At 64.0% G+C, this 23,636-nt stretch carries 23 protein-coding genes and 1 pseudogene; 12 read left to right on the top strand and 12 right to left on the bottom strand.

Translation table 11 applies throughout. The features are described from left to right. Positions 1–34 precede the first annotated feature (34 nt). Positions 35–1,117: an FAD:protein FMN transferase gene (locus ACSEXS_RS14195; RefSeq protein WP_438433892.1), complete on the top strand. Its 1,083-nt coding sequence runs from the start codon at positions 35–37 to the stop codon at positions 1,115–1,117. 139 nt (positions 1,118–1,256) lie between these two features. Here the strand turns inward: ACSEXS_RS14195 and ACSEXS_RS14200 are convergent, their stop codons facing one another. Continuing rightward, complete coding sequence (locus tag ACSEXS_RS14200) at positions 1,257–1,865, bottom strand: DUF1062 domain-containing protein (protein WP_438433893.1); 609 nt, start codon at positions 1,863–1,865, stop codon at positions 1,257–1,259. Between the two features lie 461 nt (positions 1,866–2,326). Here ACSEXS_RS14200 and ACSEXS_RS14205 point away from each other — a divergent pair, with 461 nt between their 5' ends. Continuing rightward, the gene (locus ACSEXS_RS14205) at positions 2,327–2,824 is read left to right on the top strand and encodes a pyridoxamine 5'-phosphate oxidase family protein (RefSeq protein ID WP_438433894.1); all 498 of its coding nucleotides are present in this window, start codon (positions 2,327–2,329) and stop codon (positions 2,822–2,824) included. Positions 2,825–2,999: 175 nt separating this feature from the next. Here ACSEXS_RS14205 and ACSEXS_RS14210 read toward each other — a convergent pair whose 3' ends face one another. Then, positions 3,000–3,839, bottom strand: a complete 840-nt coding sequence (locus ACSEXS_RS14210) for an alpha/beta fold hydrolase (RefSeq protein ID WP_438433895.1) — start codon at positions 3,837–3,839, stop codon at positions 3,000–3,002. Positions 3,840–4,014: 175 nt separating this feature from the next. On the opposite strand from ACSEXS_RS14210, the gene ACSEXS_RS14215 reads away from it, so the two are divergent. Then, positions 4,015–5,769, top strand: a complete 1,755-nt coding sequence (locus ACSEXS_RS14215; RefSeq protein ID WP_438433896.1) for an ABC transporter ATP-binding protein — start codon at positions 4,015–4,017, stop codon at positions 5,767–5,769. Continuing rightward, entirely contained in the window at positions 5,753–7,657 is a 1,905-nt protein-coding gene (locus tag ACSEXS_RS14220) for an ABC transporter ATP-binding protein (RefSeq protein ID WP_438433897.1), read from the top strand. The genes ACSEXS_RS14215 and ACSEXS_RS14220 overlap by 17 nt, the downstream gene beginning before the upstream one ends. A 204-nt stretch (positions 7,658–7,861) precedes the next feature. On the opposite strand, the gene ACSEXS_RS14225 is transcribed toward ACSEXS_RS14220, so the two are convergent. The 5 genes from ACSEXS_RS14225 to ACSEXS_RS14245 form a co-directional block, all read right to left on the bottom strand. Then, a complete protein-coding gene (locus tag ACSEXS_RS14225) occupies positions 7,862–8,944 on the bottom strand; it encodes a hypothetical protein (protein ID WP_438433898.1) in 1,083 nt (360 codons plus the stop codon). 103 nt (positions 8,945–9,047) lie between these two features. Then, the gene (locus ACSEXS_RS14230; protein ID WP_438433899.1) at positions 9,048–9,575 is read right to left on the bottom strand and encodes an RNA polymerase sigma factor; all 528 of its coding nucleotides are present in this window, start codon (positions 9,573–9,575) and stop codon (positions 9,048–9,050) included. Positions 9,576–9,765: 190 nt separating this feature from the next. Beyond that, complete coding sequence (locus tag ACSEXS_RS14235; RefSeq protein ID WP_438434045.1) at positions 9,766–10,485, bottom strand: queuosine precursor transporter; 720 nt, start codon at positions 10,483–10,485, stop codon at positions 9,766–9,768. A gap of 160 nt (positions 10,486–10,645) precedes the next feature. Continuing rightward, complete coding sequence (locus ACSEXS_RS14240) at positions 10,646–11,161, bottom strand: YcxB family protein (protein WP_438433900.1); 516 nt, start codon at positions 11,159–11,161, stop codon at positions 10,646–10,648. Between the two features lie 103 nt (positions 11,162–11,264). After that, entirely contained in the window at positions 11,265–12,758 is a 1,494-nt protein-coding gene (locus tag ACSEXS_RS14245) for an MFS transporter (RefSeq protein ID WP_438433901.1), read from the bottom strand. Positions 12,759–12,871: 113 nt separating this feature from the next. On the opposite strand from ACSEXS_RS14245, the pseudogene ACSEXS_RS14250 reads away from it, so the two are divergent. The 4 genes and pseudogenes from ACSEXS_RS14250 to ACSEXS_RS14265 all read left to right on the top strand — a co-directional run. After that, positions 12,872–13,597: pseudogene (locus ACSEXS_RS14250) on the top strand (DUF3900 domain-containing protein); the annotation flags it as partial. A 147-nt stretch (positions 13,598–13,744) separates the two neighbouring features. Beyond that, positions 13,745–14,326, top strand: coding sequence for a DUF3900 domain-containing protein (locus ACSEXS_RS14255; protein ID WP_500796482.1), 582 nt, complete (start codon positions 13,745–13,747; stop codon positions 14,324–14,326). A gap of 21 nt (positions 14,327–14,347) precedes the next feature. Continuing rightward, positions 14,348–15,052 carry a response regulator transcription factor gene (locus ACSEXS_RS14260; protein ID WP_438433902.1) on the top strand — a complete coding sequence of 235 codons (705 nt, stop codon included), beginning with the start codon at positions 14,348–14,350 and terminating at the stop codon, positions 15,050–15,052. Then, the gene (locus ACSEXS_RS14265) at positions 15,049–16,446 is read left to right on the top strand and encodes a sensor histidine kinase (protein ID WP_438433903.1); all 1,398 of its coding nucleotides are present in this window, start codon (positions 15,049–15,051) and stop codon (positions 16,444–16,446) included. Before ACSEXS_RS14260 ends, ACSEXS_RS14265 begins: the two co-directional genes overlap by 4 nt. Here the strand turns inward: ACSEXS_RS14265 and ACSEXS_RS14270 are convergent. From ACSEXS_RS14270 to ACSEXS_RS14290, 5 genes are all read right to left on the bottom strand, one after another. Continuing rightward, positions 16,443–17,039: an acetylglutamate kinase gene (locus tag ACSEXS_RS14270; RefSeq protein WP_438433904.1), complete on the bottom strand. Its 597-nt coding sequence runs from the start codon at positions 17,037–17,039 to the stop codon at positions 16,443–16,445. The two genes, ACSEXS_RS14265 and ACSEXS_RS14270, sit on opposite strands and share 4 nt — an antisense overlap. A gap of 97 nt (positions 17,040–17,136) precedes the next feature. Next, positions 17,137–17,418, bottom strand: coding sequence for a transporter (locus tag ACSEXS_RS14275; RefSeq protein WP_438434047.1), 282 nt, complete (start codon positions 17,416–17,418; stop codon positions 17,137–17,139). Between the two features lie 38 nt (positions 17,419–17,456). Then, entirely contained in the window at positions 17,457–17,759 is a 303-nt protein-coding gene (locus tag ACSEXS_RS14280) for an LSm family protein (RefSeq protein ID WP_438433905.1), read from the bottom strand. Positions 17,760–17,997: 238 nt separating this feature from the next. Then, complete coding sequence (locus ACSEXS_RS14285; protein WP_438433906.1) at positions 17,998–18,342, bottom strand: thioredoxin family protein; 345 nt, start codon at positions 18,340–18,342, stop codon at positions 17,998–18,000. Next, entirely contained in the window at positions 18,305–18,790 is a 486-nt protein-coding gene (locus ACSEXS_RS14290) for a MerR family transcriptional regulator (protein ID WP_438433907.1), read from the bottom strand. Before ACSEXS_RS14290 ends, ACSEXS_RS14285 begins: the two co-directional genes overlap by 38 nt. Before the next feature lie 257 nt (positions 18,791–19,047). On the opposite strand from ACSEXS_RS14290, the gene ACSEXS_RS14295 reads away from it, so the two are divergent. The 4 genes from ACSEXS_RS14295 to ACSEXS_RS14310 all read left to right on the top strand — a co-directional run bounded on the left by ACSEXS_RS14295 (position 19,048) and on the right by ACSEXS_RS14310 (position 23,631). Next, positions 19,048–19,962, top strand: a complete 915-nt coding sequence (locus tag ACSEXS_RS14295) for an ABC transporter ATP-binding protein (protein ID WP_438433908.1) — start codon at positions 19,048–19,050, stop codon at positions 19,960–19,962. Next, positions 19,959–20,693, top strand: coding sequence for an ABC transporter permease (locus ACSEXS_RS14300; RefSeq protein ID WP_438433909.1), 735 nt, complete (start codon positions 19,959–19,961; stop codon positions 20,691–20,693). The genes ACSEXS_RS14295 and ACSEXS_RS14300 overlap by 4 nt, the downstream gene beginning before the upstream one ends. 1 nt (position 20,694) lies before the next feature. Continuing rightward, positions 20,695–21,438, top strand: a complete 744-nt coding sequence (locus ACSEXS_RS14305; protein ID WP_438433910.1) for an ABC transporter permease — start codon at positions 20,695–20,697, stop codon at positions 21,436–21,438. A gap of 144 nt (positions 21,439–21,582) precedes the next feature. Next, entirely contained in the window at positions 21,583–23,631 is a 2,049-nt protein-coding gene (locus tag ACSEXS_RS14310; protein ID WP_438433911.1) for a GTP-binding protein, read from the top strand. The last annotated feature ends 5 nt before the right edge of the window (positions 23,632–23,636 follow it).

The following is a 23,636-nucleotide window of genomic DNA, read 5'->3' on the forward strand; positions in this document are numbered from 1 at the left end:
CTCCCTGGAGGAGCGCTGGGGCAGGAGGGCCGATATGGCTACTAAATTCAGCGGGAAATGGCCCGTGCTGTTGATTCTGATCCTGAGTCTCGCCGCAAGCGGATGCAGCAAAAGCTCGAATGGAGCGTCGCCCCAGGCGGGCGCATCGTCGTCTCCGCAGCTGCCGGTGAGTGAGACGTATTACATTTTTGACACGGTCGTCACGGTGAAGGTCTACGATGCCAAGGTGACGAAGGACAACTTTACGGAAATCGGGGACATTCTGAATAACGTCGACCGCTGGCTGAATCGGGAAAACGCCGACAGCGACATCGCCAAGGTCAACGCGAAGGCCGGCCGGGAGCCGGTGGAGGTGTCGCCCCAGGCGTTTACGGCCGTCAAGGCGGCGCTGACCGATTCGCAGAAGTCGAGCGGCGTCTTCGATCTGACGGTCGGTCCGCTCGTCGACCTCTGGGCCATCGGCAAGGGGGGCGAACACAAGCCCGATGATGCTGCGATTGCCAAGGCGAAGGCGCTCGTCGGCTACCGGGATGTCGTTCTGGACGAGGCCAAGCATACGGTGTTCCTGAAGCGCCCGGGCATGTCCCTCGACATCGGCGGTACCGGCAAGGGCTACGCCGCCGACCTGATCGCCGATTACTTGAAAGGGAAGGGCTTCGACAGCGCCATCGTCGACATGGGCGGCAACCTGCTGACGGTCGGGGTGAAGCCGGACGGAAGCGAGTGGAACATCGGCATCCAGAATCCGGATAAATCGCGCGGCAACACGATTGGGACGATCAAGACGGGCCCGAAGGCGATCGTCGCCTCGGGCATCTACGAACGGTTCTTCATCGAGAACGGCGTCCGGTACCACCACATCATGGATAGCTCGACCGGCGCACCGGTACAGAACGAGCTGGCCAGCGTGACGATCATCACCGACGGAGCGATGACGGGCGAAGGGCTCGACAACCTGGTCTTCGCTTACGGCCTGGAAAAGGGACTCGACTACGTCGACTCCCGCCCCGACGTCGAAGCGATCTTCATCACCAAGGACCATAAGGTCTATGTGAGCAAGGAATTGAAGGGCAAGCTGGAGATGATGGATTCCGAATTTACACTGGCGGGCGAATAACTCCGCTCAATCGAACAGGCTGTTCCCTTATCCGAGCGGATGGGGAACAGCCTGTTTGCGTTGCAATGGGGCGTGCAGCTTGCGTTGGCCGGGGCGGGCGCTCGGTCAGCGGCCGTCCGGCAACCGAGGCTCGCCGCGGTCAGCGGCCGTCCGGCAGCCGAGGCTCGCCGCGGTCCACGGCGACTCGGACCTCCGCCGTCAGCTTGCTGCGCAGCGTGAGCCGGGGGTCATCGAACCGGAGCCGTCCGGCTTCGGCCCACCGCTCCAGCTCGCTGCGGGATACCCCGAGCAGCTCGGCCAGCACTTTGCCCAGTCGAAGCTCGAACGGGTGGGCGCAAGCGAGAACGAGGGAGAAAAGGCCGGCTTCCGGCAGAGAATGGTCCAGCTCCAAGCGGTAAGGGATACCGGTCTGGACTCCGTCCGTAAGGCGGCGGAGCCGGTCGATCTCGAAGGCATAGCGCCAGGCAGTCTCGCGGTCGTTCGCGGCGAACTGTTTCCTCAGCTCGTTGTCGAGGGCGTCCGTATGCAATCGGGAGACGATCTCGCGGTTCCAGGTGCTGTCGCAGCGGGTACAGCGGTAGATCAGCCAGACGTCGAGCGTCTTCTGCTGGGCGTTCATGCGGAAGTTCTCCGAGCAGTAAAACTCCGTGCTCCGCTTGCAGCGGCGGCAGCGGGTGAGCACGCGGGGCGTATCTGTAGGAATAATCTCGCAGCGGCAGCCGCGAGCGGGTTGCTTTAAGGTTGACATGGTATCCGTTCCTCCCGGGTATAACGGGGGAACGACGGCGAGCCAGTCCAAGGAGAACGTGCTGGCTTCGGAGGGTTCTACTTATAGAAAGAGCCCGAGGCATGGCTTTGATCCGTGTTTCCCCGTAATGGTTAATCGGACAGGCGTCGTCCGCTTGCGGACGGCGCTCGCCGTGAATGGGCATACGTCACCCGTCAAGCTCTCGGTGAGGGGTTGGCTCGGGCGCGATGCGCGATTCGGTTGAATAACCATTACAGGAACTTCGGCAAAGGAAGGCCACCTTTCTTGTTCTCCTAGCGCTCAGTTTATCCCGGATGCAGGCGCGGGAACAGGGACGGTTTTCATATAGCCGATTTCTCCGTCGGTCCCCACCGGGAGGTAGCAGCCGGGTTAGCCGAAGCAGATTTTGGGTAAAGTAGCGGAGAAAGCATAAACCGACAATTTGAATGAGGTGAGAACAGATGTCCAATAAACCGGTTGACCATCAGGACCATCACGAGGCCATCGAGACCGTTCGGCACCTGATTAAAGGCATCGATACCGCCATGCTCACGACGGTGACGAGCGAGGGCTTGGTTTCACGTCCGATGAAGACGCAGGAAGTAGAATTCGACGGGGACCTGTGGTTCCTGACCAAAAAGGACACGAACAAGTACGACGAGCTGAAGGACAATCCGGAAGTCAACGTATCCTATGTCGGCAAATCGTACGTGTCCGTACGCGGCCGCGCCGAGCTGGTGACCAGTCCGGAGAAGGTTAAGGAGTTCTGGAACGCGGCTTATGCCAAATTTCTCGACACGACCCCGGAAGACCCCAACCTCGTCCTGATCAAGGTGGAGCCCGACACGGTTGAATACTGGGAGACCGGCAGCATCAGCAAGATGGCCCAGCGGTTCTTCCACAAGCTGACCGGCAAGGGCAAAGAGGACGTCAACCTCAACTCGACCGTCAAGCTGTAAGAAGGAATCGGATTCCCAATCCGCTCGAAAAAGCCTCCATTCCCCCGCGCGTTCTGGCCGGAGAAGGAGGCTTTTTGCCCGCGTAAGGGCCTGATGGGGGGGGGCGGCGCTTTTTTGACCACATGAAAGGCCTTCTAAGGAAATTCAGCCCGCATCGGTGCTCGTCTGTTCAAGGCTAATCGAGTTCCGAGAAGAAGGCACACAACGCGTCCCGGACCTGGGGAAGGGGGTCGACTACATTATGGCCGGCTCCCCGGACTCGAATCCAGGCGGGATGATAGGGCTCGTAGACGGCCCGTTCCGGCTCGGAGAGGGCCGACCCCAGCTCGTCTTCCCCTTTCAGCACCAGCAGCGGACCCTGAACGGCCGCAAGCGCGGGAGCGAGCTCGACATTCTCGGAATCCTGTTGCAGGCGGCGCGGCAGTTCCCTGTCGTACCGCTTGCGGATGGAGCGGCCGTTCTCGGATACCCGATAGGCTCGTTCCTTCTGCCGCTCGAACTCCTCCCTTGAGGAGTAGAGGCCGACATCGGCCGCATAAACCGCCTCCCAGGACGGGAAGTCCGTCCAAGCCGCTTCATTCTCCTTCGCCCAGGACTCCGGCAGCGGCCGGTGGACCGGAGGATAATCGCCGACCACGAGGCCCGAGATTCGGCCGGGGTGCCGCCGGGCAAATTCCAGAGCATAGGCCAGTCCCCGCGAATAGGCAAGGACATGGACGGCTTCCAAGCCGAAGTGCTCCAGCACCGCATCGATATCCGAAGCCATATGGCGCAGGGAACAACCCTCAGCCGGAAGGCCGCTGTCTCCTCGTCCCCGCAGGTCCGGAGCCAACACCCTTCTGGCCGGGCTATTGCGCCCGGAGGCAAGCTCCTCGCCGATCCACTCGAACCATTTTGCGTTGGACAGATTGCCGTGAACGCATAGCAGAGGCAGCTTTTCAGTCGGGACAGCGGGCTCCCATTCGAGAATATGCTGGGAGAATCCTTCTTCGCGTGCGAGGAAATGGCGACGCATCCAGTCACATCCTTTACCGATTTTCTCCATTATTTCACCCGGGTTTGCCTTCCTCAAGCAAAAGTTGCGGGCTGTGCAAATTTGGTTGCTCACGCAACTAATTGCTGTGCTATAATAGCTCCCATCGGAGGATTTTGACATTTGAAGTTGATTTCAGTGAAGCGGAGGTCGTAGAGTGCGTACCCTGCCATCGTTTATTAAACCTTACCGCAAGGCGGCCGCCGTCGCCTTGGTGCTGATGCTGGCCGAGCTGGCCGTGGAGCTGTGGTCGCCCATGCTGATGGGACGGATTATCAACCAGGGGATCGTTCCCCGTGAGATGGAGGCCGTCGTCCGCTACGGGGCGCTCATGCTTACCATCTCGCTCGTCGGGTTCCTCTCGGGGATTATTAATTCCTTCTACGCCTCGCGGGTCAGCCAGGGAGTCGGCGCGGACCTGAGAGGAAGCCTCATGGAACGCTTGGAGCGGGCGTCTTACGCCGAATTCGGCCGGTTCCCGGCCTCGACGCTCATCACGCGGATCACGAACGACGTGTCGCAGGTGCAGAACATCGTCTTTATGGCCCTTCGGGTCATGCTGCGGGCGCCGCTGATGATGATCGGCGGCCTGACGCTCGCCCTGACGCTGGAATTCCGCGTCTCGTTCGCGCTGATCCTGGTCACGCCGCTCTTGGTCGCCGCCATGATCGTCGTCATCCGCAAAGGCTTCGGTCTGTTCAAGAGCGTCCAGGAGAAGCTGGACCGGACCAACGGGGTGATGCGCGAGAACCTGACCGGTATGCGCTGGATTCGCGCCCTGGTGAGGTCCAAGCATGAAGTCGACCGGTTTACGGACACGAGCGGCGAGTTGAAGGCGGTTACCGTCACCGCGAGCCGCTGGATGGAGCTCACCATTCCGGTGCTGCTGTTCGTCATGAACCTGTGCATCCTGTTCATTCTCTGGTTCGGCAGCCGCGAGGTCGGGGCGGGCCGCGCGAACGTCGGCGACATCGTCGCCGTGGTCAATTACGCGGCGCGGATTACCGGCGCCTTCGGCATGCTCTCCTGGATTCTATCCAGCGCCTCCCGGGCGCGGGCATCGTGGGGCCGGCTCCGCGAGGTGCTGGCGATGCCCGAAGACCGCAGCGCGCGGGGCATGGATCGCCTGTCGCCGATCGAGCCGCGCAAGGAAGGAGCCGCCTCCCTCGCGTTTGAGAATGTCTCGTTCGCCTATCCCGGCCAAGCTGAGCCGGCGCTCGCCGGCGTTAGCTTCTCGGTGCAGGCCGGCCAGACGGCGGCAATCCTTGGGGCGACCGGATCGGGTAAGACGACACTCATGCAGCTGATTCCGAAGCTCTACGAGCAGCAGGAAGGCCGCATCCGCTTTGACGGGACGGACATTGCCCGGCTGGACGCATCGGACCTGCTTGCCCAGATCGGCTATGTGCCGCAGGAGGTGCAGCTGTTCTCGGGATCGATCCGCGAGAACCTTCTGTGGGGCAAGCCGGAGGCGACGGCGGAGGAGCTGGCCGCGGCGGCCCGCGACGCACAGATTCACGATACGATCATGCGCCAGCCCGAGCAGTACGAGACGCTCGTCGGACAGAACGGCGTAAACCTGTCGGGCGGGCAGAAGCAGCGGCTGTCGATTGCGCGGGCGCTGATCCGCCGTCCGCGGCTGCTCCTGCTCGACGACAGCACGAGCGCGCTCGACCTGAAGACGGAGGCGCGGCTGCTCCAGGCGCTGGAAGGCTACGATTGCACCACGCTGCTGATCACCCAGAAGATCAGCACGGCGATGGAGGCGGACCTCATTCTGATCCTGGAAGACGGGCGGCTGACCGCCCAGGGGAGCCACGAGGAATTGCTGGAAACCTCCCCGCTGTACCGCAAGATCGTCGAATCGCAATTCGGCGGAAGGGAGGCGACGGCCCATGAGTTCAGCGAATAGACCGGGGGGGTCGCAGACCGGAGGCGGACTGGGCAGATCCGGCGGACCGGGTGGACCGGGCGGTTCAGGTGGTCCGGGCAGTCCGGGCGGTCCGCGCGGAGCGGGCGGCGGACGCCCGAAGCAGCGCCCCAACAACAGCGCCGCCACCCTGCGCAAGATTTGGGCGTATCTGGCCGTGCACCGCCGGCTGCTGATCGCCATCCTGGCACTCGTGCTGGTCAATTCCGCGGCGAGCCTCTTCGCGCCCTACCTGCTGGGGCGGACGGTCGACCATTTTACGGCGGGGAAAAGTGCAGAGGGCTTGATTCGTCTGCTGATGGCGCTCCTCGGAGTCTACGCGCTCCAGCTCGCTTCAGGTTGGCTGCAGAGCTATTGGATGATCGGCATCTCCCAGGAGACGGTGTTCACGCTGCGCCGCGATCTGTTCGCCAAGCTGCACCGGCTGCCGATCTCCTACTTTGCCAAGCGGCGGCACGGCGAGCTGATGAGCCGGCTCACCAACGACATCGAGAACGTCAGCCAGACGCTCGGCACCTCGTTCATCCAGATTCTGTCCAGTGTGCTGACCTTCGTCGGCATGCTGGCGCTGATGCTCTGGCTGAGTCCGCTGCTCACGCTTGTGACGCTCGTCATCGTGCCGGTCATGTTCCTCGGCATGAAGTGGATTACCTCCCGAACGGGCCCGCTGTTCAAGGAGCAGCAGAAGAGCATCGGCGATCTGAACGGCTTCGTCGAGGAGACGCTGTCCGGCCAGCGAATCGTCAAGACCTTCGCCCGGGAGGAGCGGGTGCTGGCCGACTTTGCCGTCAAGAACGAACGGCTGCGCCATGCGGCCTATTACGCGCAGACCTATTCCGGGTTCATTCCGAAGCTGATGAACATGCTGAACAACGTCAGCTTCGCGCTGATCGCCGGAGTGGGCGGCGCGCTGGCGCTGCGCGGTGCCATCACGGTGGGCGTCATCCTGACATTCGCCGAATACGCCCGCCAGTTCACCCGGCCGCTGAACGACCTGGCCAACCAGTTCAACACCTTCCTGTCCGCGGTGGCCGGGGCGGAGCGGGTCTTCGAGGTGCTGGAGGAGCCCGAGGAGGAAGACGACGAGGCAGAGGCGGGCGAGCTCGCCCAGGTTCGCGGAGCGATCCGCTTTGAGGACGTCTCGTTCGCCTACGAGGCCGGCCGGACGACGCTGGAAGGCATCACCTTCGAAGCCCGGCCCGGGGAGACGGTGGCGCTGGTCGGCCCGACAGGGGCGGGCAAGACCACAGTCGTCCAGCTCCTGTCGCGGTTCTATGACCCGAGCGCGGGGGCGATCACCCTCGACGGGCGGGACACGCGGACCGTCAAGCGGCGAAGCCTTCGGCAGAGCATGGGCTTTGTCCTCCAGGACGCTTTTCTGTTCCAGGGGACCGTGCGGGACAACATCCGCTACGGCAAGCTGACGGCAACCGACGGGGAGGTGGAACAGGCGGCCCGAACCGCAGGGGCGCACGGCTTCATCGCCCGTCTGCCGCAGGGGTACGACACCCTGCTGAACGCCGACGGCAGCGGCATCAGCCAGGGGCAGAAGCAGCTGTTGTCCATCGCCCGGGCCATCCTCGCCGACCCGGCGATCCTCATTCTCGACGAGGCCACGAGCAGCATCGACACGGTCACGGAGGTGCGCATCCAGGAGGCGCTGGGCCGGCTCATGGAGGGACGCACGAGCGTGGTCATCGCCCACCGGCTCGGCACGATCCAGAACGCCGACCGCATCCTCGTGCTGGATGAGGGCCGGCTGGTCGAGCAGGGCAGCCACCGCGAGCTGCTGGCGAAGCGGGGATTCTACTCGGACCTGTACCGCAGCCAGTTCAGCAAGCGGACGGCGGCAGCTGGAAGCGAGGGCTGACGGGGACCGGCGGGCAGGCTTGGCTCCGAACCCGATGGTTTGGCATCGTTCCTATTTAAGACGAAAAAGGCGCCCTCAGAGGCGCCTTTTGCTTGCGGTTTAGGCTTGCAGCAGGAAGATATAAGGTATCGCACGGAGCATAGGGAACGAGCAAGGCGGGTTCAGCTTAAGCCTGCGAGACACCGACCCCGCATTCTGCCCCGGCTACTGGGAAGTCTCGGACTCAGCCGGAGGCGTGATGCCGTGATCGCTGTGGAACCGGATTATCCGCCCGGTGATGATGCCCTTCTCGTCCCGATGAAACCGCATCGCCAGGTATTCGCCGTCCTCGGGGCTGCCGCTTATTTGCATAAACTCGGAATCCCCTGTCTGGCCGTCCTTAAACAGGACATAGGGGGCGACCGAGGTGCTGGTTTGCCCTTTGTAGTCATAGTGAAGCATGCCGTCCTCGCCGAGGGTCATTTCCTTGACGGAATCGGGGATAACGGTTCCCTTCTCCAAATCCTTCCGCCATGCCTCATCCAGCTTCTTGTCGGCCTCGGATGGAGCCGTGGCTGTGGGCGACGGAGAATTCTCGTTAGCGGGCTCCTTTAGCAGTTCTTTCAAATACGCCTGCGCTTTCGCCGGATCGGCCTTGGCCGGATCGACCGGCAGCGGGAACAGGGCATGCGCTTTCGAATAATCCGGACTCAGCGCGATCTCGCCAGTCTTCTCATCGAAGACAAAGGCTTTCTTGTCATAGAACGTGCCGCTGTTCACGGCGAGATACAATCCCTTGTCGGCGAAGGGCTCGATGCCGTCGCATTCGATCAGCCGGTATTGCACGCCGTCCTGGACGAACTCGTGGTAGGCTCCCTTCATGGAGGCGATGTTCACCTGCCAGGGCTTCTCGCCCCGAATGAGCGGGGAGACGAAGAACGGGGTCTTGCCGTAATCGTCGTCCGAGGTGGCGGGCATCGGCTTGCCGTCCGTCCGGGCGATAGAGACGACCGCGTAGGTCCGGTCAGCCTGGAGTCCGGCCGCCTCCTCGCGGGCGAAGCTGCTCAGGCTGCGCCCCGACACGAGGCCGTGCAGGGTGAACCGGAAGCCGCCCGATTCGGCGGATTGGTTCACCTTCACCGCGTCTTCGCCGGCAAAGGCCTTGGCCAGGGAGGAGTCGCCGGCCTGCTCGGCCACTTGCGTCGCGTCGAGCAAACGGGCGGCTCCGAGGGCCGTGGCGGACAAGGCGAGGGTGATGGCGGCGGCGATCAGCGCCACCGAACGTTTGCGTTTGCGTGCGGGTTTCAAGGGCATTCTCTCCTTCATCCTGATAATCGTTCGCCGGTTCAGCTCCTCCGCCGGTTCGGAAGAGGGGCGGAGGGCTTGTCTCAGTCGTTCTTCAAAAGGGTCGTTAGAAGGGTTCAAGGGGATCCGCCTCCAGCAGGGATTTGATTCGCTTGCGCGCTTTATGCAGCCGGCTCTTCACCGTTCCTTGAGGAATGCGGAGGAGCGCCGCGATTTCCTCGACGGACAGGTCGGCCGTGTAGTGGAGGTACAGGGGAATCCTCAGCCGCTCGTCGAGCCGCTCGGCGGCGCCCAGGAGTCGGTTCCGCCGCTCCCGGAGAAGCAGCGCCTCCTCCGGAGAAGCGGTTTCGTCGCGGGCGGCAGCGGCTTCCTCGACGAATTCTCCGACCGGCGCGATCCGCTGCCGCCAAGCGGCCTTGCGGCGGCGGTTGCGGTGGAGCCCGACGGCGACGGACAGCAGGAACGCCTTCGGGTTGCGCCCGCCGTCAAGCTCCCGGTTCAGCTCTACCGCCTTCACGAACGTCTCCTGGTACAGATCGTCCGCATCCGTTTGCTTTCCCGCGAGCCGCAGGCAGAAGCCGTAGACGGCTTTTCCGTGCTCGCGCACCAATGCTTCCAATTGTTCGTGCTCCAACGGCTTGCTGCTCCTTTCTGAATGGCCATTCACCTCTATATCGTCACAATCGGGAAAAAGGTTCCCCTACTCTCCCTATTACCTGCAGAAGGCAGCGCAAAAAAACCGGGGCCGCGGACAGAGTCCGTTAGCTCCGGTTTTCCAGAAGGGCCGATCCGGTCGCCAGATGGCCGTTTGATCAGCGGGGGGGTTAGTCGGGATTGACGCCGGATGCGGGCTCCGCCGCCGGGTCGGATTCCGGAAACGAAAAACTCCGGGCGAGGTACATCACCGGCGTGGAAGCGACCGAGATGACAAATTTGAACAGGTAGGTGGTGACGAGAATCTGCAGCCAGACACCGAACGAATACTCGCCCGCGAAGGCGATGGTGCAGAAGATCAGCGAATCGACCATCTGGCTGAACACGGTGCTGCCGTTGGTGCGGATCCAAAGCTGGTTGTACCGGGAAAAATGCCGCTTGAGGCGGCTGTAGATGCGCACGTCGAGGAACTGGCTGCAGAAGTAGGCGACCAGGCTGGCGGCCGCTACCCGGGGCAGGAAGCCGAACAGGGCCTCGAGCGGCTGTTGGGCAAAATCCTCGGACGCGGGCACGAAATACAGCGCCATCTGCATCATGACGGTCGAAGCGATGAGGCTGAAGAAGCCGAACCAGACCGCCTTTTTGGCATCCTTCGAGCCGTACTTCTCATTGAGCAGGTCGGTACACATGTAGATCGTGGTGTAGATGGTGTTGCCCAGCGTCATGACGAGCCCGAGCATCGGGATGGTCTTGGCGACCTGAATGTTGGCGAGCACGGTGGCAAAGCCGATCCAGGCATACAACCCGGTCTTGCCGAACAGCCGGTAAGCGAGCAGCCACAAGCCAAAATTGATTGCGACGAACAGAAGACCCCAGAAAAAATTGAACAGCATGGCGATTTCCTCCCTAGTTTTGGTGACGCGGGATGGTTCCGAACCGCGGACCGGCCTTACGGAGCCGGACGTAAGTCAGAATAGCAGAACCTAGGGCATGTGGAAACCGTTATTTTTCGGCAGGGACCTTCCGGAGTCGTCGGGAAGGCGGCGCGGCTTACTTTTTTCGTACGCCGAAGCGGTCGTATTTCCCCTTCAACTGAGTGCTGAGATAGTCGCTCCACAGCGCTGCGGTGCCGTCGGGAAAGTCACGCTTGGGAAGCACGTGGGCCGCATTGGTGTGCTGATAGACATAGAAGTGCGTAGGGGTCTCGTCGATCCGGTGAACCTGCTCCCAACGGAAGGCGACGGTGCTTTGCTTGCCTGCGGCGCTCGCTTCATTGAAGAACTGCTCGGGCTCGAGCCGGTAGAAGTTGGAGATTTCCTGGAAGGGCTTCTTGTCCGCTCCCCGAACGAACTTAAAATAGATCGCTCCGAAGAAAATCAGGAAGATGAGCGGAGCGGCCAGGAGCCGATATTCCCCCATGAACGCCCCGACCAGGCAAAACAGCGATATCAGAACCATGATCAGGTAAGACTTTTGCGATCTCTTCGTCCATAGGCTGTGCTTGGTGAACGCCTTCAATTCTTCGCGGTTCAGCTTCGTGCGGATTTCGGTTACCGGAGGGATCATGAATCAACCGACCTTTCTGACGGACAGGATTATAGGTCAGTATAAGGGCCCGGCCCGCCTCCGGGCAAGTGTCGGCAGGGTGTCGATCCATGAATTAACTAGGCTAAGGTTTGGGCCGGCCGATGAAGCGGTAGGCCATTACGATCAGGGCGATGACGGCGAGTTCTCCGGCCAAAAGGTTGCTGAAGCCGTAAGCCGCCGGATTCGTCTGGAACGGATTGAGCGCCCGGCTCGGCTGCCGGTCGAGCAGCTTGCCGATCAGCGTGGCGGTGGCGGCCGAGGAGAGGAAGTTGAGCATCGAGAACAACCCCATCCCGACCCCGGCCTGCTCCGGCGGCAGGGCCGCGGCCACGGTGCCGGACAGGGCGACCAGCATCAGCGTCTGGCCGAGGTAGCCGATGGCGTAGATGGCGCCGGTTGCGACGGACGAGGCTCCGGCGAAGGTGGACAGCAGCAGGCAGCAGGCCGCCTGCAGGGAAGCGGCCAGCCGCAGCAAGGCAGCGTTGCCGTGCCGGTCGGCGAAGCGCCCGCCGCGGCGGCCAAGCAGCACGGAGGCGAGCGCGCCCGGCAGCATGACCCAGCCGACGCGGGCCGAGGACAGCCCGTTGACCTTGGCCAGCAGCTGCGGCATGAGGAACGGCAGCGAGAAGCCGACGGCATTGGCGGCAAAGGCGACGGCGAGGCCGAGCGAGTAGCGGCGGGCCGCGAAGAGCGCGGGGTCGACGAACGGAGCGCTGGCCGTGCGGATGCGGAGGACGAACAGCGCGGCGAGAGCGGCCCCTAGCGCAGCGAGCGGCCAGGCGGAGCGGGTCACGGCGAGCAGCAGGCAGGCTGCCGCGCCAGTGAGGAGCGCTGCGCCGAGCCAATCCGTGCGGGGACCGCTTCGCGCGGGCTCGGCGGCGAGCAGCCGTCTCAGGAACGGCAGCGCGGCGAGGCCGAGGAGCGCGAGCGGGAACAGCCAGCGCCAGCCGGCCGGTCCGGCGATCAGCGCCGCCGCAACGGGACCGGCGGCGTTGCCGAGGGCGATGCCGACCGCGTTGGAGGCGAGCGCCCGGCCGCGCCGCTCCGGCGGGAACCAGCGCACCGGAACGAGCATGGCCGCCGCCGGGACGACGGATGAGCCCGCCGCCTGCAGCACGCGGGCCGCGACGATCATGCCGAAGCCGCGGGCGAAAGCGCCCAGGGACGAGCCCGCGGCGAAGAACAGCAGGCCGAAGGTGAGCAGCCCCTTCAACCGGTACCGGTCGGCGAGCTTGCCGTAGACCACCGAGCCGACGGCGTAGACCAGCATGTAGCCGCTCGCCATCCAGCTGACCTGCGAGGGCGGCAGGCGGAATTCGCGGGCGATCTCGGGCAGCACCAGGTTGAACACGGAGCCGTTCAGGACGGAGATCATCAGCGTGAAGCGCATGACCGCGAGCAGCTTGTCCTCGTCGATCGAGGCCGCTTCAGTCTCCCTCCCGGACCGGGTATCGGGATCTGGCTCACTCCCCGACCCGACACCCGACTCCCTCCCGAACCTGGTATGCCGCCCCCTCTCAGGCGCAGCCGGTCCGCCCGCCGCCCGGCCCTTCACCGGGTCCGCCGTCTTTTCCACGCCGCGTCCTCCTTTCCGCATGTCTTTGACAGTCTGCCCGCGAGGGGGGTAAAGTTATTTTCGTAGCATGGCCCAATTCGTCAAAATGACCCGCCGGGCAGAAGGAGAAATTCATGGACATTTCAATGCAGTACCTGTCCTTTTTTGTCATCCAGAGCGAAAGCGAAGAGCCGGAAGCGGCGAAAACATACCGCCATTATCAGACGCTGCACCGGGAAAGCTATGAATCGAGCGAGCTGAAGGAATTCCTTCACGGCGAGCTGGAGCGGATTCTGAAGCGCAAGGCGGAGCGCAATCCGAAGACCGAGCAAGCGCCGACCAAGATCGGCCGCTTCTTCGTCGAGCCGGGGCACGAGCTCACCTCGAACCCCAACTACAACCTGTTCCGCCGGCTGCGCGAGGCGTCCACCCGCGAGGACTTTCAGGCGGTGAGCGATGACCTGATCCGAACCTACCTGAATACGAGCGCCGTGCGCGGCGGCGCGTTCATCGTGGCATCGGCCAAGCTGACCAAATACTTCGACGAGCCGTTCGTGTTCGTGCTGAAATGCGATTTCGAACCGAAGATTGCCCGGATCGCCGACGAGAAGAGCCTCGTCTCCCAGGTGGAGATGGCGATCAGCGCCCGCAGCATCAAGTCGATCCAATATCCTTATATGCCGGAGCCGGGAATGCTGGAGGAAGAGGAGCTGAAGATCCACCAGGCTTCGCACGCCCGGTATTTCGAAGATTTCCTGAAATACGTCGCCTACGAAAAATCCAAGCCCGCCATCGTCACCGAGCAAATGCTGGACATGGTTCAGGAGTACATGGACGCGAAGTGGCGGGGCGGCGGCGAGGCCGGTTACGCGCCGGAAGCGGCGGAGGAGGCGGCGGGGAGCGAGGCGCTGCCTGCGGGCGACGTCCCGGAGTCGCCTGTCCCGCATAGTCCCGGGGAAGCCGGGGAGGACTCGCCTCCGTGGGCGGAGGCCGCCGATGCGGACCCGCTGCGGGCCGGCGTCGACCCCTTCGCGGGTGAAGCCGACGAAGCTCCGGCGCGGGTTCAAGCCAGCCCCGCCGTTCAGGCCAGGCGGCGCGAGGAGGAGCGGCTGGAAATCTGGGCCGCGGGCGACAAGCGCGAGCTGCAGCAGCGCTGGAGCCACGACCAGGTGGCGGAAGCGGCCCAGCGGATCGCCGAGACGCAGCCGGAATATGAGATGAATTTCAAGCTGGACGCCGTAAACATCCGCGCGAAGGTGGAGGAGTACGGCAAGAGCGTCCACATCGCCCGGCTGAACGGCCGCTATGTTGTGCTGATCGAAGGGGATGTCTTCCGCTTCGACAAAGGCATCTCGCCGGTCGAGCTGCTCGCGCCGGAGCCGTTCGAGGATGTGGTCGCCCGCATGGCCGAGGAGGCCGACCGGCGCACGGTGGCCGAGCGGGAAGAGCGCTGGCGGGACCGGGCGGAACGTGCGCAAGCGGGTGCTCCGGCGGGTGGACGTCCGGAAGAGAACCCGCCGGGCGGTGCGGAGGCCGAAGATCGAATGGACGACCAGCCGAGCCGGGCCGACCGGCTGCCTTGGGAATAAAACAGCGAGGAGGAACGGCGGATGGGCAAACGCATCGTCTATGTCGAGGATGACCGCCAGATCGGCGGCTGGGTGAAGGAGCATTTGACCGGCCGGGGCTACGAGGTGGACTGGCTGACCGACGGCGGCAAGCTGTCCGTTCGGCCGGAGGAGTATCTCGCGGCGGAAGCCGGCCGGGCGGCCTGCGACCTGGTCCTTCTCGACGTGATGCTTCCCGGCTTGGACGGCTTCACGCTCGGCAAGCGGATCAAGGAAGCGCGGCCCGATCTGCCTGTTCTGATGCTGTCGGCGCGGACGGCGATTGAGGACAAGCTGGCCGGGCTGGAGTTCGCCGACGACTATCTGACGAAGCCGTTTCACCCGGACGAGCTGTCTGCGCGCATTGAAGTGCTCTTGCGCCGCTTCGGACGGCTGGAGGAAGAAGCACTGTCGCTCGGCCATCTGCTCGTCTACGGCGAGGCCGAGCGCATCGTCGACGCCCGGACCGGCGAGGAAATTCGGCTCACCGGCAAGCAGCACCAGATCTTTCAATACTTCCTGCGGCATCGGGGCCGCATCCTGACCAAGGAGCAGCTCTACGAGGCCGTCTGGCAGGAGCCCTTTCTCGACGGCGACAAGACGCTGATGGTGCATATCCGCTACCTGCGCGAGAAGCTGGAGCAGGACCCGGGCCAGCCGGAGATCATCGAGACGATCCGCGGGATCGGCTACCGGGTGCGGGCATGAAGACCAAGTGGCGCAAGACGCTGCTCTTCCGCTATCTGATGATCCTCTTCATGGCCTTCCTGCTCTGGCCGCTGCTCATTCCGGCCGCCGCTTTGCTGACTTCCCTGCCCGGGCATGCGCTCGCTCCGGAGATTCCGCAAATTTATCAAAGCCGGTCGAAGCTGACCGCCGATTGGCATGCGCAGGCCGCTGCTCTCGCGGGAGCGTCCGTAGGTGCCGTCGACAACCGGCTGCGCGAGCTTAAGGGCCGTTACCCGGAGGCTTCGCTGTTCTGGGTGGACGGCGAAGGGGGCACCCGGCTTGCGCTGCCGGCTCAGCCCGGCCTTCCGGCCCGATGGTCGGCGGAGGATGCGATCCGGTTCATGAAGGAAGGCTACGATGCCGACCCCTTTACCATTGTCGCGTTTATCGGCAAGAACGAGCACTCGGGCTTCATGGTGCTCCAGGTGCCGCTTCGGCTGCTCGGCGTCGGTCAGACACCGGTCTACGAGACGCGGGCGTTCATCGGCCTGTTGCTGCTGATGCTGGCCGCTTTCTTCTTCGTCTCGACCTGGTTCTTCTTCCGGCTGCGGGGCCGGCTTGTCCGCTTGGAGCAGGCGATGGCGCCCGAGGCCGCCGCGGGGGGAATTCCCCGGCCTGTGGCGATCAGCCGAGAGGATGAGATCGGCCGGCTGGAGTTCGCGTTCAATTCGATGGTCGCCGAGCTGGCGGCCGGGCGGGAGCGGGAGGCCGCGGAGGAGGCGCTGCGCCGGGAGCTGATCGCCAGCCTCTCGCACGACCTGCGGACGCCGCTTACCGTTCTGCGCAGCCATGCGTTCTCGCTGAAGGGGGAGGGCTTGTCGGACAAGGGACGGCAGTCCCTTCGGCTCATGGACGCCAAAGCCGAGGAGATCGCCCGGCTGCTGGACGATCTCTTGTCCTATTCGCTGCTGGCCGCCGGAAAATACCCGGTCAAGCCGGAGTCGGTCGAGCTCGGCCGCCTGCTGCGGTCGCATGCCGCCGAATGGTACCCGGTCTTGGAGCAGAACGGGATGGAGCTTACCGTGTCCACCCCCGACCGGCCGATTACCTGGCAAGCCGACCCGGCGCTGTTCTCGCGGGTGCTGGACAATCTGCTGCAAAATACGGTGCGGCACGCCGGCGAAGGCCGCTATGCGGGCATTGCGCTCGTCTCGGAAGCGGTCGGTCCCGGAGGAGCCCCGGACGAATACGTCGAGGTGCGGGACAAGGGGCCGGGAATGGCGTCCGCATCCGAGCGCAAGGGGGCGGGGCTCGGGCTCGCCATCGTCGAGCTGATGCTCCGCGAGATGGGGATGGTCTCCGAGACGATCAGCGCTCCTGACGGTACCGCTGTCCGCATCCGCCGCCTCCCCCGGGCGGGCCTGCCCGATTAAAGATGGAACATGGCGGGAAATTGCAGAACGATTCCGCGGGTCATGACGTCCGCCATACCCAGCGCCTGTTGTTCGATCGGATCGCCGAGCGCCACGCTCGCGGTGTAATTTCCCGCAAGGCGAGAGGTAATCTCTTGGGTCAGGAGCTGAAGATGCTGGTCCATCATGGCTTTCCATTCGGCCTTGGACCAATAGGGATTGATTCGGGCGAGGAACGCCGCAATCTCGTCGGCATTGGCGTACCAGCGCCGGTTGGCGTCTTTGGCCTTGTCCTGATCTCCGTCGCGCAAGGCTTTGACCAGCTCGGCCGCGATGGACAGATGGGCGGTGAGCAGTTGATCGAAGGTGCTCGCCGCCTCTTCTCCATAGAGCGGCTTCAGCACGGCGGCGAAATCCTTCGGATTGCGAAGCAGGCGCGCCAGCGCTGCCTGCTGATCGGCATATTGTCCGATCAGGCTATTGACGGCGAGCCGCGTCCAGTACACGTGCTGCGACCAGAGGGAACGCAGCTTCTGGTTGAGCTCCACCATGGCGGGCGACCATCCGCTCGGGGGAAGCTTCCGGTACATCACCGGGTAACCGCCGGAATACATGGAAGGCAGGGCCTCCTTTCCGTAGCTGAGCCGCCCTTCCGTTCGTCCCGCGCAGACAGCGTTTCGAAGGATTGGAACGGAAGGGCGGCCGGCTCAATCAGACGCAAGTAAACGACACGATCGAATTCAGCGAGAGTCCGGAGAAGACCCACGTTCTTCCGGTCCAGCGGAAGCCCGAGACGGAGGTTCGGCCGACGAAGGTCGGGAAGAACCAAAAGTTGAATCCGCCGCGCGTCCAAATGTAGGTATAGCGGAAGAGGCAGCGCGAGATGGCTCCCGGGTCGACGGCGAACGCCGCCGCCGCAGGCTGCTGCGGAATGGTGGCGGGAGGCGGAGAGGTCGGTCCTTGCTGAAGGCCCTGAGGGCCTTGGGGCGGCATGAATGCCACGGCAATCACTCCTTTTCCGGTTCGAAGAATTAAATTAACAGGGTAATGACCAACAATTCGAAAAGCACCAAAGCCAGGATCGCGTCGCTGTACGGATTAAATCGGTTCATTGCGTTCGCTCCGGGCTGCTTCAAATAGAGAACCCCGCGATCGGCTCCCATCAAGATTCCCTCGAAGACGTCGCCGTCCATGGTTTCAACCCGAACCGTATGATTCACGTACTGCTTGCATACCCCGTGCAAATGCTCGCGCATCCCTTTCATGCCTTTCGCGGCCTCGGGATTCGCTTGATACAGCGTGTATTCGGCGGTTCCCGTCATTGGCATGCTCATAAGTTCACCCTCCGTTTCCTTCAAAATGACATTCCCTTCTCCACCATATGCAGATGCCCAGGAGTGGTGCGGAGGAAGCTTGCCGTGATTTTTGGCGCACGAAAGAGCGGTTCCGGACATACAGGTCCCGAACCGCTCTTTGTTGGTATGGGGGCGAGGCAATTCGGCTGCTCCGATGCCATGCATCCCCCTTTCGGTTAAACCGCCAGGCCTTTCGCAGGCCCGGGGGATCTTCGAATCAATTCGCTTCCCCGGCTCCGGCACTTTCCGCGTACCGGTTAATCAGTGTGGCATATACCGCCTTCGGCCGGAGCCCGACGAGCTTCTCCGTCGGCTGGCCGTCGCGATAGAGAATGACCGTCGGCATGCTCATGACTCCCGCCTCTCCGGCCAGCTCCGGATGATCGTCGCAATCCACCTGAAGCACGCGGACACGGCTTCCTTCCTCCCGATCCAGTTCCTCCAGAATCGGCGCGAGTACCCGGCAGGGCGGGCACCAGGCTGCTCCGTATTCGACCAGGGCCAGCCGGTTCCCGGCCATTTCCTCATAAAAGCTCTCCTTCGACTTCACTTCGCGGACCATCGTCCCCGTCCCCTTTCTTCGCTTCCTCTTTCTCCGACGGCTCCTCCGACGGCTCCTCCGACGGCTCCTCCGGCGGTAGCGCCTGCGGTTGGGCCGCCGCCTGTTCGGCCCGGATAGCCGCCATCCGCTCCCGCAAATTGTCCTTGATGCGGGTCAACTGCCCGATCTCGCGCTCGATCTCCGCCAGCTTGCTCTCATACAGCGGTACGACTTCGGCGCAAAAGGCTTCCTTGTTCCTCAGCACACAGGTCAGGATGCCGGCGATCTGGTCGGTCGTGAGGCCGAGATCGAGGTACAGCCGAATGCTGCGGACCGCATCGGCGACCAGAGGCGAATACTCCCGGTAGCCGGCGGGGGTGCGCTCGGACGCGATCAATCCCTTGGCTTCGTAATGCCGCAGTGACCGGACGCTTGCGCCGGTCAGCGCGGACAGCTCGCCGATTTTCACGGCGCATCCCTCCTTGCGGCGTTGGCCAGGCTCGGGTGGACCCGGCTGGCTTTGCGTTCCTTCCGCCGCTTATTCTTAGTATAAACCCTGACACCGGTGTGAGGGTCAAGGGCCGTGGCGAGGATTTTTAACCGGATTTTAACCTGGCCGCTCCCGGGCTTTAACCTGGCTCCCGTACACTGGAAAGCGTGGACCGGTAAGGACGACAGCGTACCGGAAAAAAGAGCAACACGTACAGACAAGGGAGGCCATGCGCCATGAACGACATTGTATTGGAGACCCGGCAGCTCACCAAGCGCTACAAGAACCGGACCGCCGTCGACGGGGTCAGCTTGAGTCTGAAGCGGGGAGACATTTACGGCTTTCTCGGCCCGAACGGGGCCGGCAAGACGACCACGATCCGGATGCTGCTCGGGCTGATCCGCCCGACGGCGGGCGGGGTCCACGTATTCGGCAAGCCGCTTGCTGCCAATCGGCTGGAGATTTTGCGGCGGGTCGGCTCGCTGGTGGAGTATCCGTCGTATTACGGCCATTTGACGGCCAGGGAGAACCTGGAGACGATCCGCCGCATTCTGGAGGTGCCGAAGTCGCGGATCGACGAGGTGCTCCGCATCGTCCGGCTGACCGGTGAAGACCGCCGGCCGGTCAAGGGCTTCTCGCTCGGCATGAAGCAGCGACTGGGCCTCGCGGCGGCGCTTCTCGGCAGCCCCGAGCTGCTGATCCTGGACGAGCCGACGAACGGGCTGGACCCGGCGGGCATCCAGGAAATTCGTGAGCTGATCCTCAGCATGCCGCAGCAATATGGCGTCACGGTGCTCATCTCCAGCCATCTGCTGAGCGAGATCGAGCATATGGCGAACCGCGTCGGCATCATCCGCCAAGGGCGGCTGATCTTCCAGGACGAGATCGGCAAGCTGCAGCAGCGGGCGGCCGGTCAGATTCGGCTGGCGGTGAGCGACCCCGAAGCGGCTCGCCTGACCCTGGCCCGCCAGGGGACGGAGGCGGACTTGAAGGAGGGGGCGCTTCTGCTCCCCTCCCTGCCCGACCCGCAGGTGGCCCGCCTCGTTGCGGGACTGGTCGGAGGCGGGCATTCGATCTACCGCGTCGAAGACATCCGCCGGTCGCTGGAGGACACGTTCCTGGACCTGGTGGGAGGAGGCGACAGCCTGTGAGCCGGACGACGAAAGGCATGCTCCGTCGCCTCGTCGCGGCGGATGTCCTCAAGCTGAAGCGGGCCATGGCGGTTCCGCTGGCCATTCTGGGTCCGGTCGGCGTCGTCGGTCTGACGGCGCTCAACTTCGGCCTGCGCTACGATTATTTGACGAAGCTCTACGCCGGAAGACTCTGGGAAGGGTTGATCGAGAGCACCCTTTACCTCAGCTACCTCGCTCTTCTGCTCGGCATGACGCTGCTGGCGTCTCAGCTTGCGGGGACGGAGCATCAGACCCGGGCCTGGAAGCAGACGCTCGCTCTGCCGGTTCGCCGGTCGAGCGTCTTTGCCTCGAAGCTGATGGTGCTGACCGGCTTACTGGCCGTTTCCTGCGTCCTGCTGTTCGCCGGGATCTGGCTCACCGGCGGGCTGCTCGGCTTCGGCTGGCAGCCGCCGCTTGCCCTGCTCGCCCGAACCTCGTTCTACCCGCTGCCGGCCGGGCTCGCCTGCCTGGCGCTGCAATACGGCCTGTCCGTCGCCTGCAAGAACCAGGCGATCCCGCTCAGCATCGGCATCCTCGGCTGCGTGGCTGGCATGTACGGCATGCTGCTGCCGGACTGGGTGATCTGGAAGTGGCCGCTCCTGCAGAACCGGTCGGGCGATCCGCTCGTGCCGGTCTATTCGGGAGTGATCGCCGGAGGTGTGCTTTACCTCATCGGCCGAATGCATTTTCAGCGAAAGGATGTGGATTGACATGGCCGGTTATCTTCGCGTTCTCCGTTCGGAGTGGCTGAAGCTGGGGAAACCGCTGATCTTCGGGTTGATCTTGCTCGCGCCCCTCGCCAGCGTTCTGCTGGGGAGTCTGGACTTCAGTCTGCCGGAAAGCGAGCGATGGCGGGAGCTCCTGGTCAACTCGGCCACGGGGCAGGGCCTGTTCTTCCTGCCGCTGTTCACCGGCATCTTCGCCGCCTCCGTCTGTCGAAGCGAGCATCTCGACGGCGGCTGGAAGCAGCTCCTCGCGCTGCCCGTCGGCCGGTCGGCCGTCTATCTGGCCAAGCTGACGCTCGCCCTCGGACTCATCGCCGCCATGCAGCTGCTGTTCCTCGCCGCTTATCTGGGAGCGGGCGCACTGCGCGGCCTTCCCCTAGCGGCGGTTCCCTGGAGCACGCTGCTGGCAAGCACGGCCGGCGGCTTGCTGGGGGCGCTGCCGATTGCGGCGCTGCAGCTGGCCGTATCCGTGGGCTGGAGCAGCTTTGCCGGGCCGCTCGCCGTCAACGTCGTGTTCACGATCCCCAATATCCTGGTCGTGAACTCCAAGGACGTGAGCCCTTGGTACCCGTGGGCTCAGCCGTTTCTCGCGATGATGCCCCGCTCCGGCGGCTCCGAGGAGTTTGCCGCGCTCCAGCTCGGCCTGTCCACCGTGCTCGTCGTCATCCTCGGCGGCAGCTGCCTCTTGCTGGCCGGCGGTCTCGCTTACTTCCGGCGCAAGGAAATGTAATCGCAGCTCCCGGCCTTCCTCGCAGCCGGAGCCGAAAGATGACGCCATGCCGCCCAAATTAAGGCGGCATGGTGCCATGGACTCGCCTCCCGCCGATCCGGTACAATAGAGCGACAACGCTTTTGGACAGGACGGGAGATAAGCATGAAGAACGGTTCCTTCACCGCCGGAGGCGCAACGCCTGCGGCGGATTTGCGCAACGTGGGCATCTTCGCCCACGTCGACGCGGGCAAGACAACCACGACGGAGCAGATGCTCTACCGGAGCGGGCGAATCCGCACGCCGGGCAGCGTCGACTCCGGCACGGCCCAGACCGATTTCCTGGAGGTAGAGCGGACCCGAGGCATCTCCGTCCGGGCGGCCGTGACGCGGCTTCCTTGGCGGGGGGCGGAGATCAACCTGATCGACACGCCGGGGCATGTCGATTTTCTCGCCGAGGTGGAACGGTCGCTCTCCGTGATGGACGGGGCCGTTCTCATCGTCTCGGCGGTGGAAGGGGTGCAGGCGCAGACGGAGGTCATCTGGGACGCCCTGCGCGAACGCGGGCTTCCGACGCTGATCTACGTGAACAAAATGGACCGGATCGGCGCCGACGCCAAGCGGACGCTCTCGCAGATCCGCCGGCTGCTCGGGGCGAACGCCGCGCCGCTGCAGGCTCCTTGCGGCTCGGAGGGCGCGTTCTCCGGCGCGGAGCCGCTGCTCTCCGGCTTATGGCGCGCGGAGGACGGCGAGGGAGTTCCCGCCGGAGGGGCCGAGAAGCGGACGGAATACCGCTCCCTCTTGGACGAAGCGGCGGCCGAGGCGGACGAGGAGCTGATGCTGGCTTACCTGGAGGATGGGGGGCTGACGGAGGACGAGTTGATCGCCCGCCTGCCCGGCCTGGTTCGCCGCCGGGCGCTGGTGCCGGTGCTGTTCGGCGCATCTGCCCGCGGTCTCGGCGTACGGGAGCTCATGGATGCGCTCCTCGCCCTGCTCCCGGCCCCCAGCGGCGACCCCGAAGCGCCGTTGTCGGGGGTGGTGTTCAAGCTGGAGAAGGACCCGGCCATGGGGCGAATCGCTTACGTCCGGCTGTATGAGGGTATGCTCCGCAACCGGGACAGCGTCTGGAACGCGAGCCGCGAACTCGCCGAGAAGGTGACCCAGATCCGCCGGATCGAGGGGCGAAAGGCGGAGGACCTCGGCGTGCTTGCGGCCGGCGACATCGCTGCGGTGTACGGCCTCGCCCGGGCACGCATCGGCGATGTGCTGGGAGCGCCGCCCGCCGCCTGGCCGGCCGGGAAGCCTCTCGCCGTGCCGCTGCTCACGGTACAGGTCCTCTGGCCGTCGGAGTCGGACTACATGGCTGTGGTGGCGGCCTTTCAGGAGCTGGCCGACGAGGACCCGCTGCTCGGGCTTGAATGGCAGAAGGAGAGCCGCGAGCTGCAGCTCAGCGTCATGGGGCCGATTCAGGTGGAGGTGCTGACCGAGCTGGTCAAGGACCGGTTCGGGCTTGATGTCACTTTCGGACCGCCCTCCGTGATCTACAAAGAAACGCCGGCGCAGGCGGGCGAGGGGTTCATCGCCTACACGATGCCGAAGCCCTGCTGGGCGATCCTGCGGTTTTGGATCGAGCCGGGCGTACGCGGCAGCGGGCTGGTTTACCGCTCGTTGGCCAAGGTCGACCGCTTGGCCGAAAGCTATCAGAACGAGGTGGAGCGCCGCGTGCCGGAAGCCCTGCAGCAAGGGCTCTTCGGCTGGGAGGTCACCGATCTGTCGGTGACGCTGCTGGAGGGAGAGCATCACGTCTGGCATACGCATCCGCTGGATTTCGTCGTGGCGACGCCGATGGGCATCATGAACGGCCTGGCTGCGACCGGCGTTCGGCTCCTGGAGCCGATGCTCCGCTTCCGCCTCTCGGTGCCGGAGGAATTCGGCGGCAAGCTGATGAACGAGCTGATGACGATGCGCGGCGAGTTCACCGCTCCCGAGCTCACGGGCGAGCGGATGGAGATTGCGGGAACCGTGCCGCTCGCCACGTCGCTGGAGTTTCCGGCGCGGATCGGCTCGCTGACCAAGGGCAGGGGCATCTGGTCGAGCACCTTTGCCGGGTATCGCGAATGCCCGCCGGAGGTCCGCGCCGAGCGGCCGCGACGCGGCGTGAACCCGCTGGACCAGGCGAAATACATCCTCGCCGCCCGCAGCGCGTTATCCTAATAGCG

Source organism: Gorillibacterium terrae (assembly GCF_051594785.1).
GTDB lineage: Bacteria > Bacillota > Bacilli > Paenibacillales > NBRC-103111 > Gorillibacterium.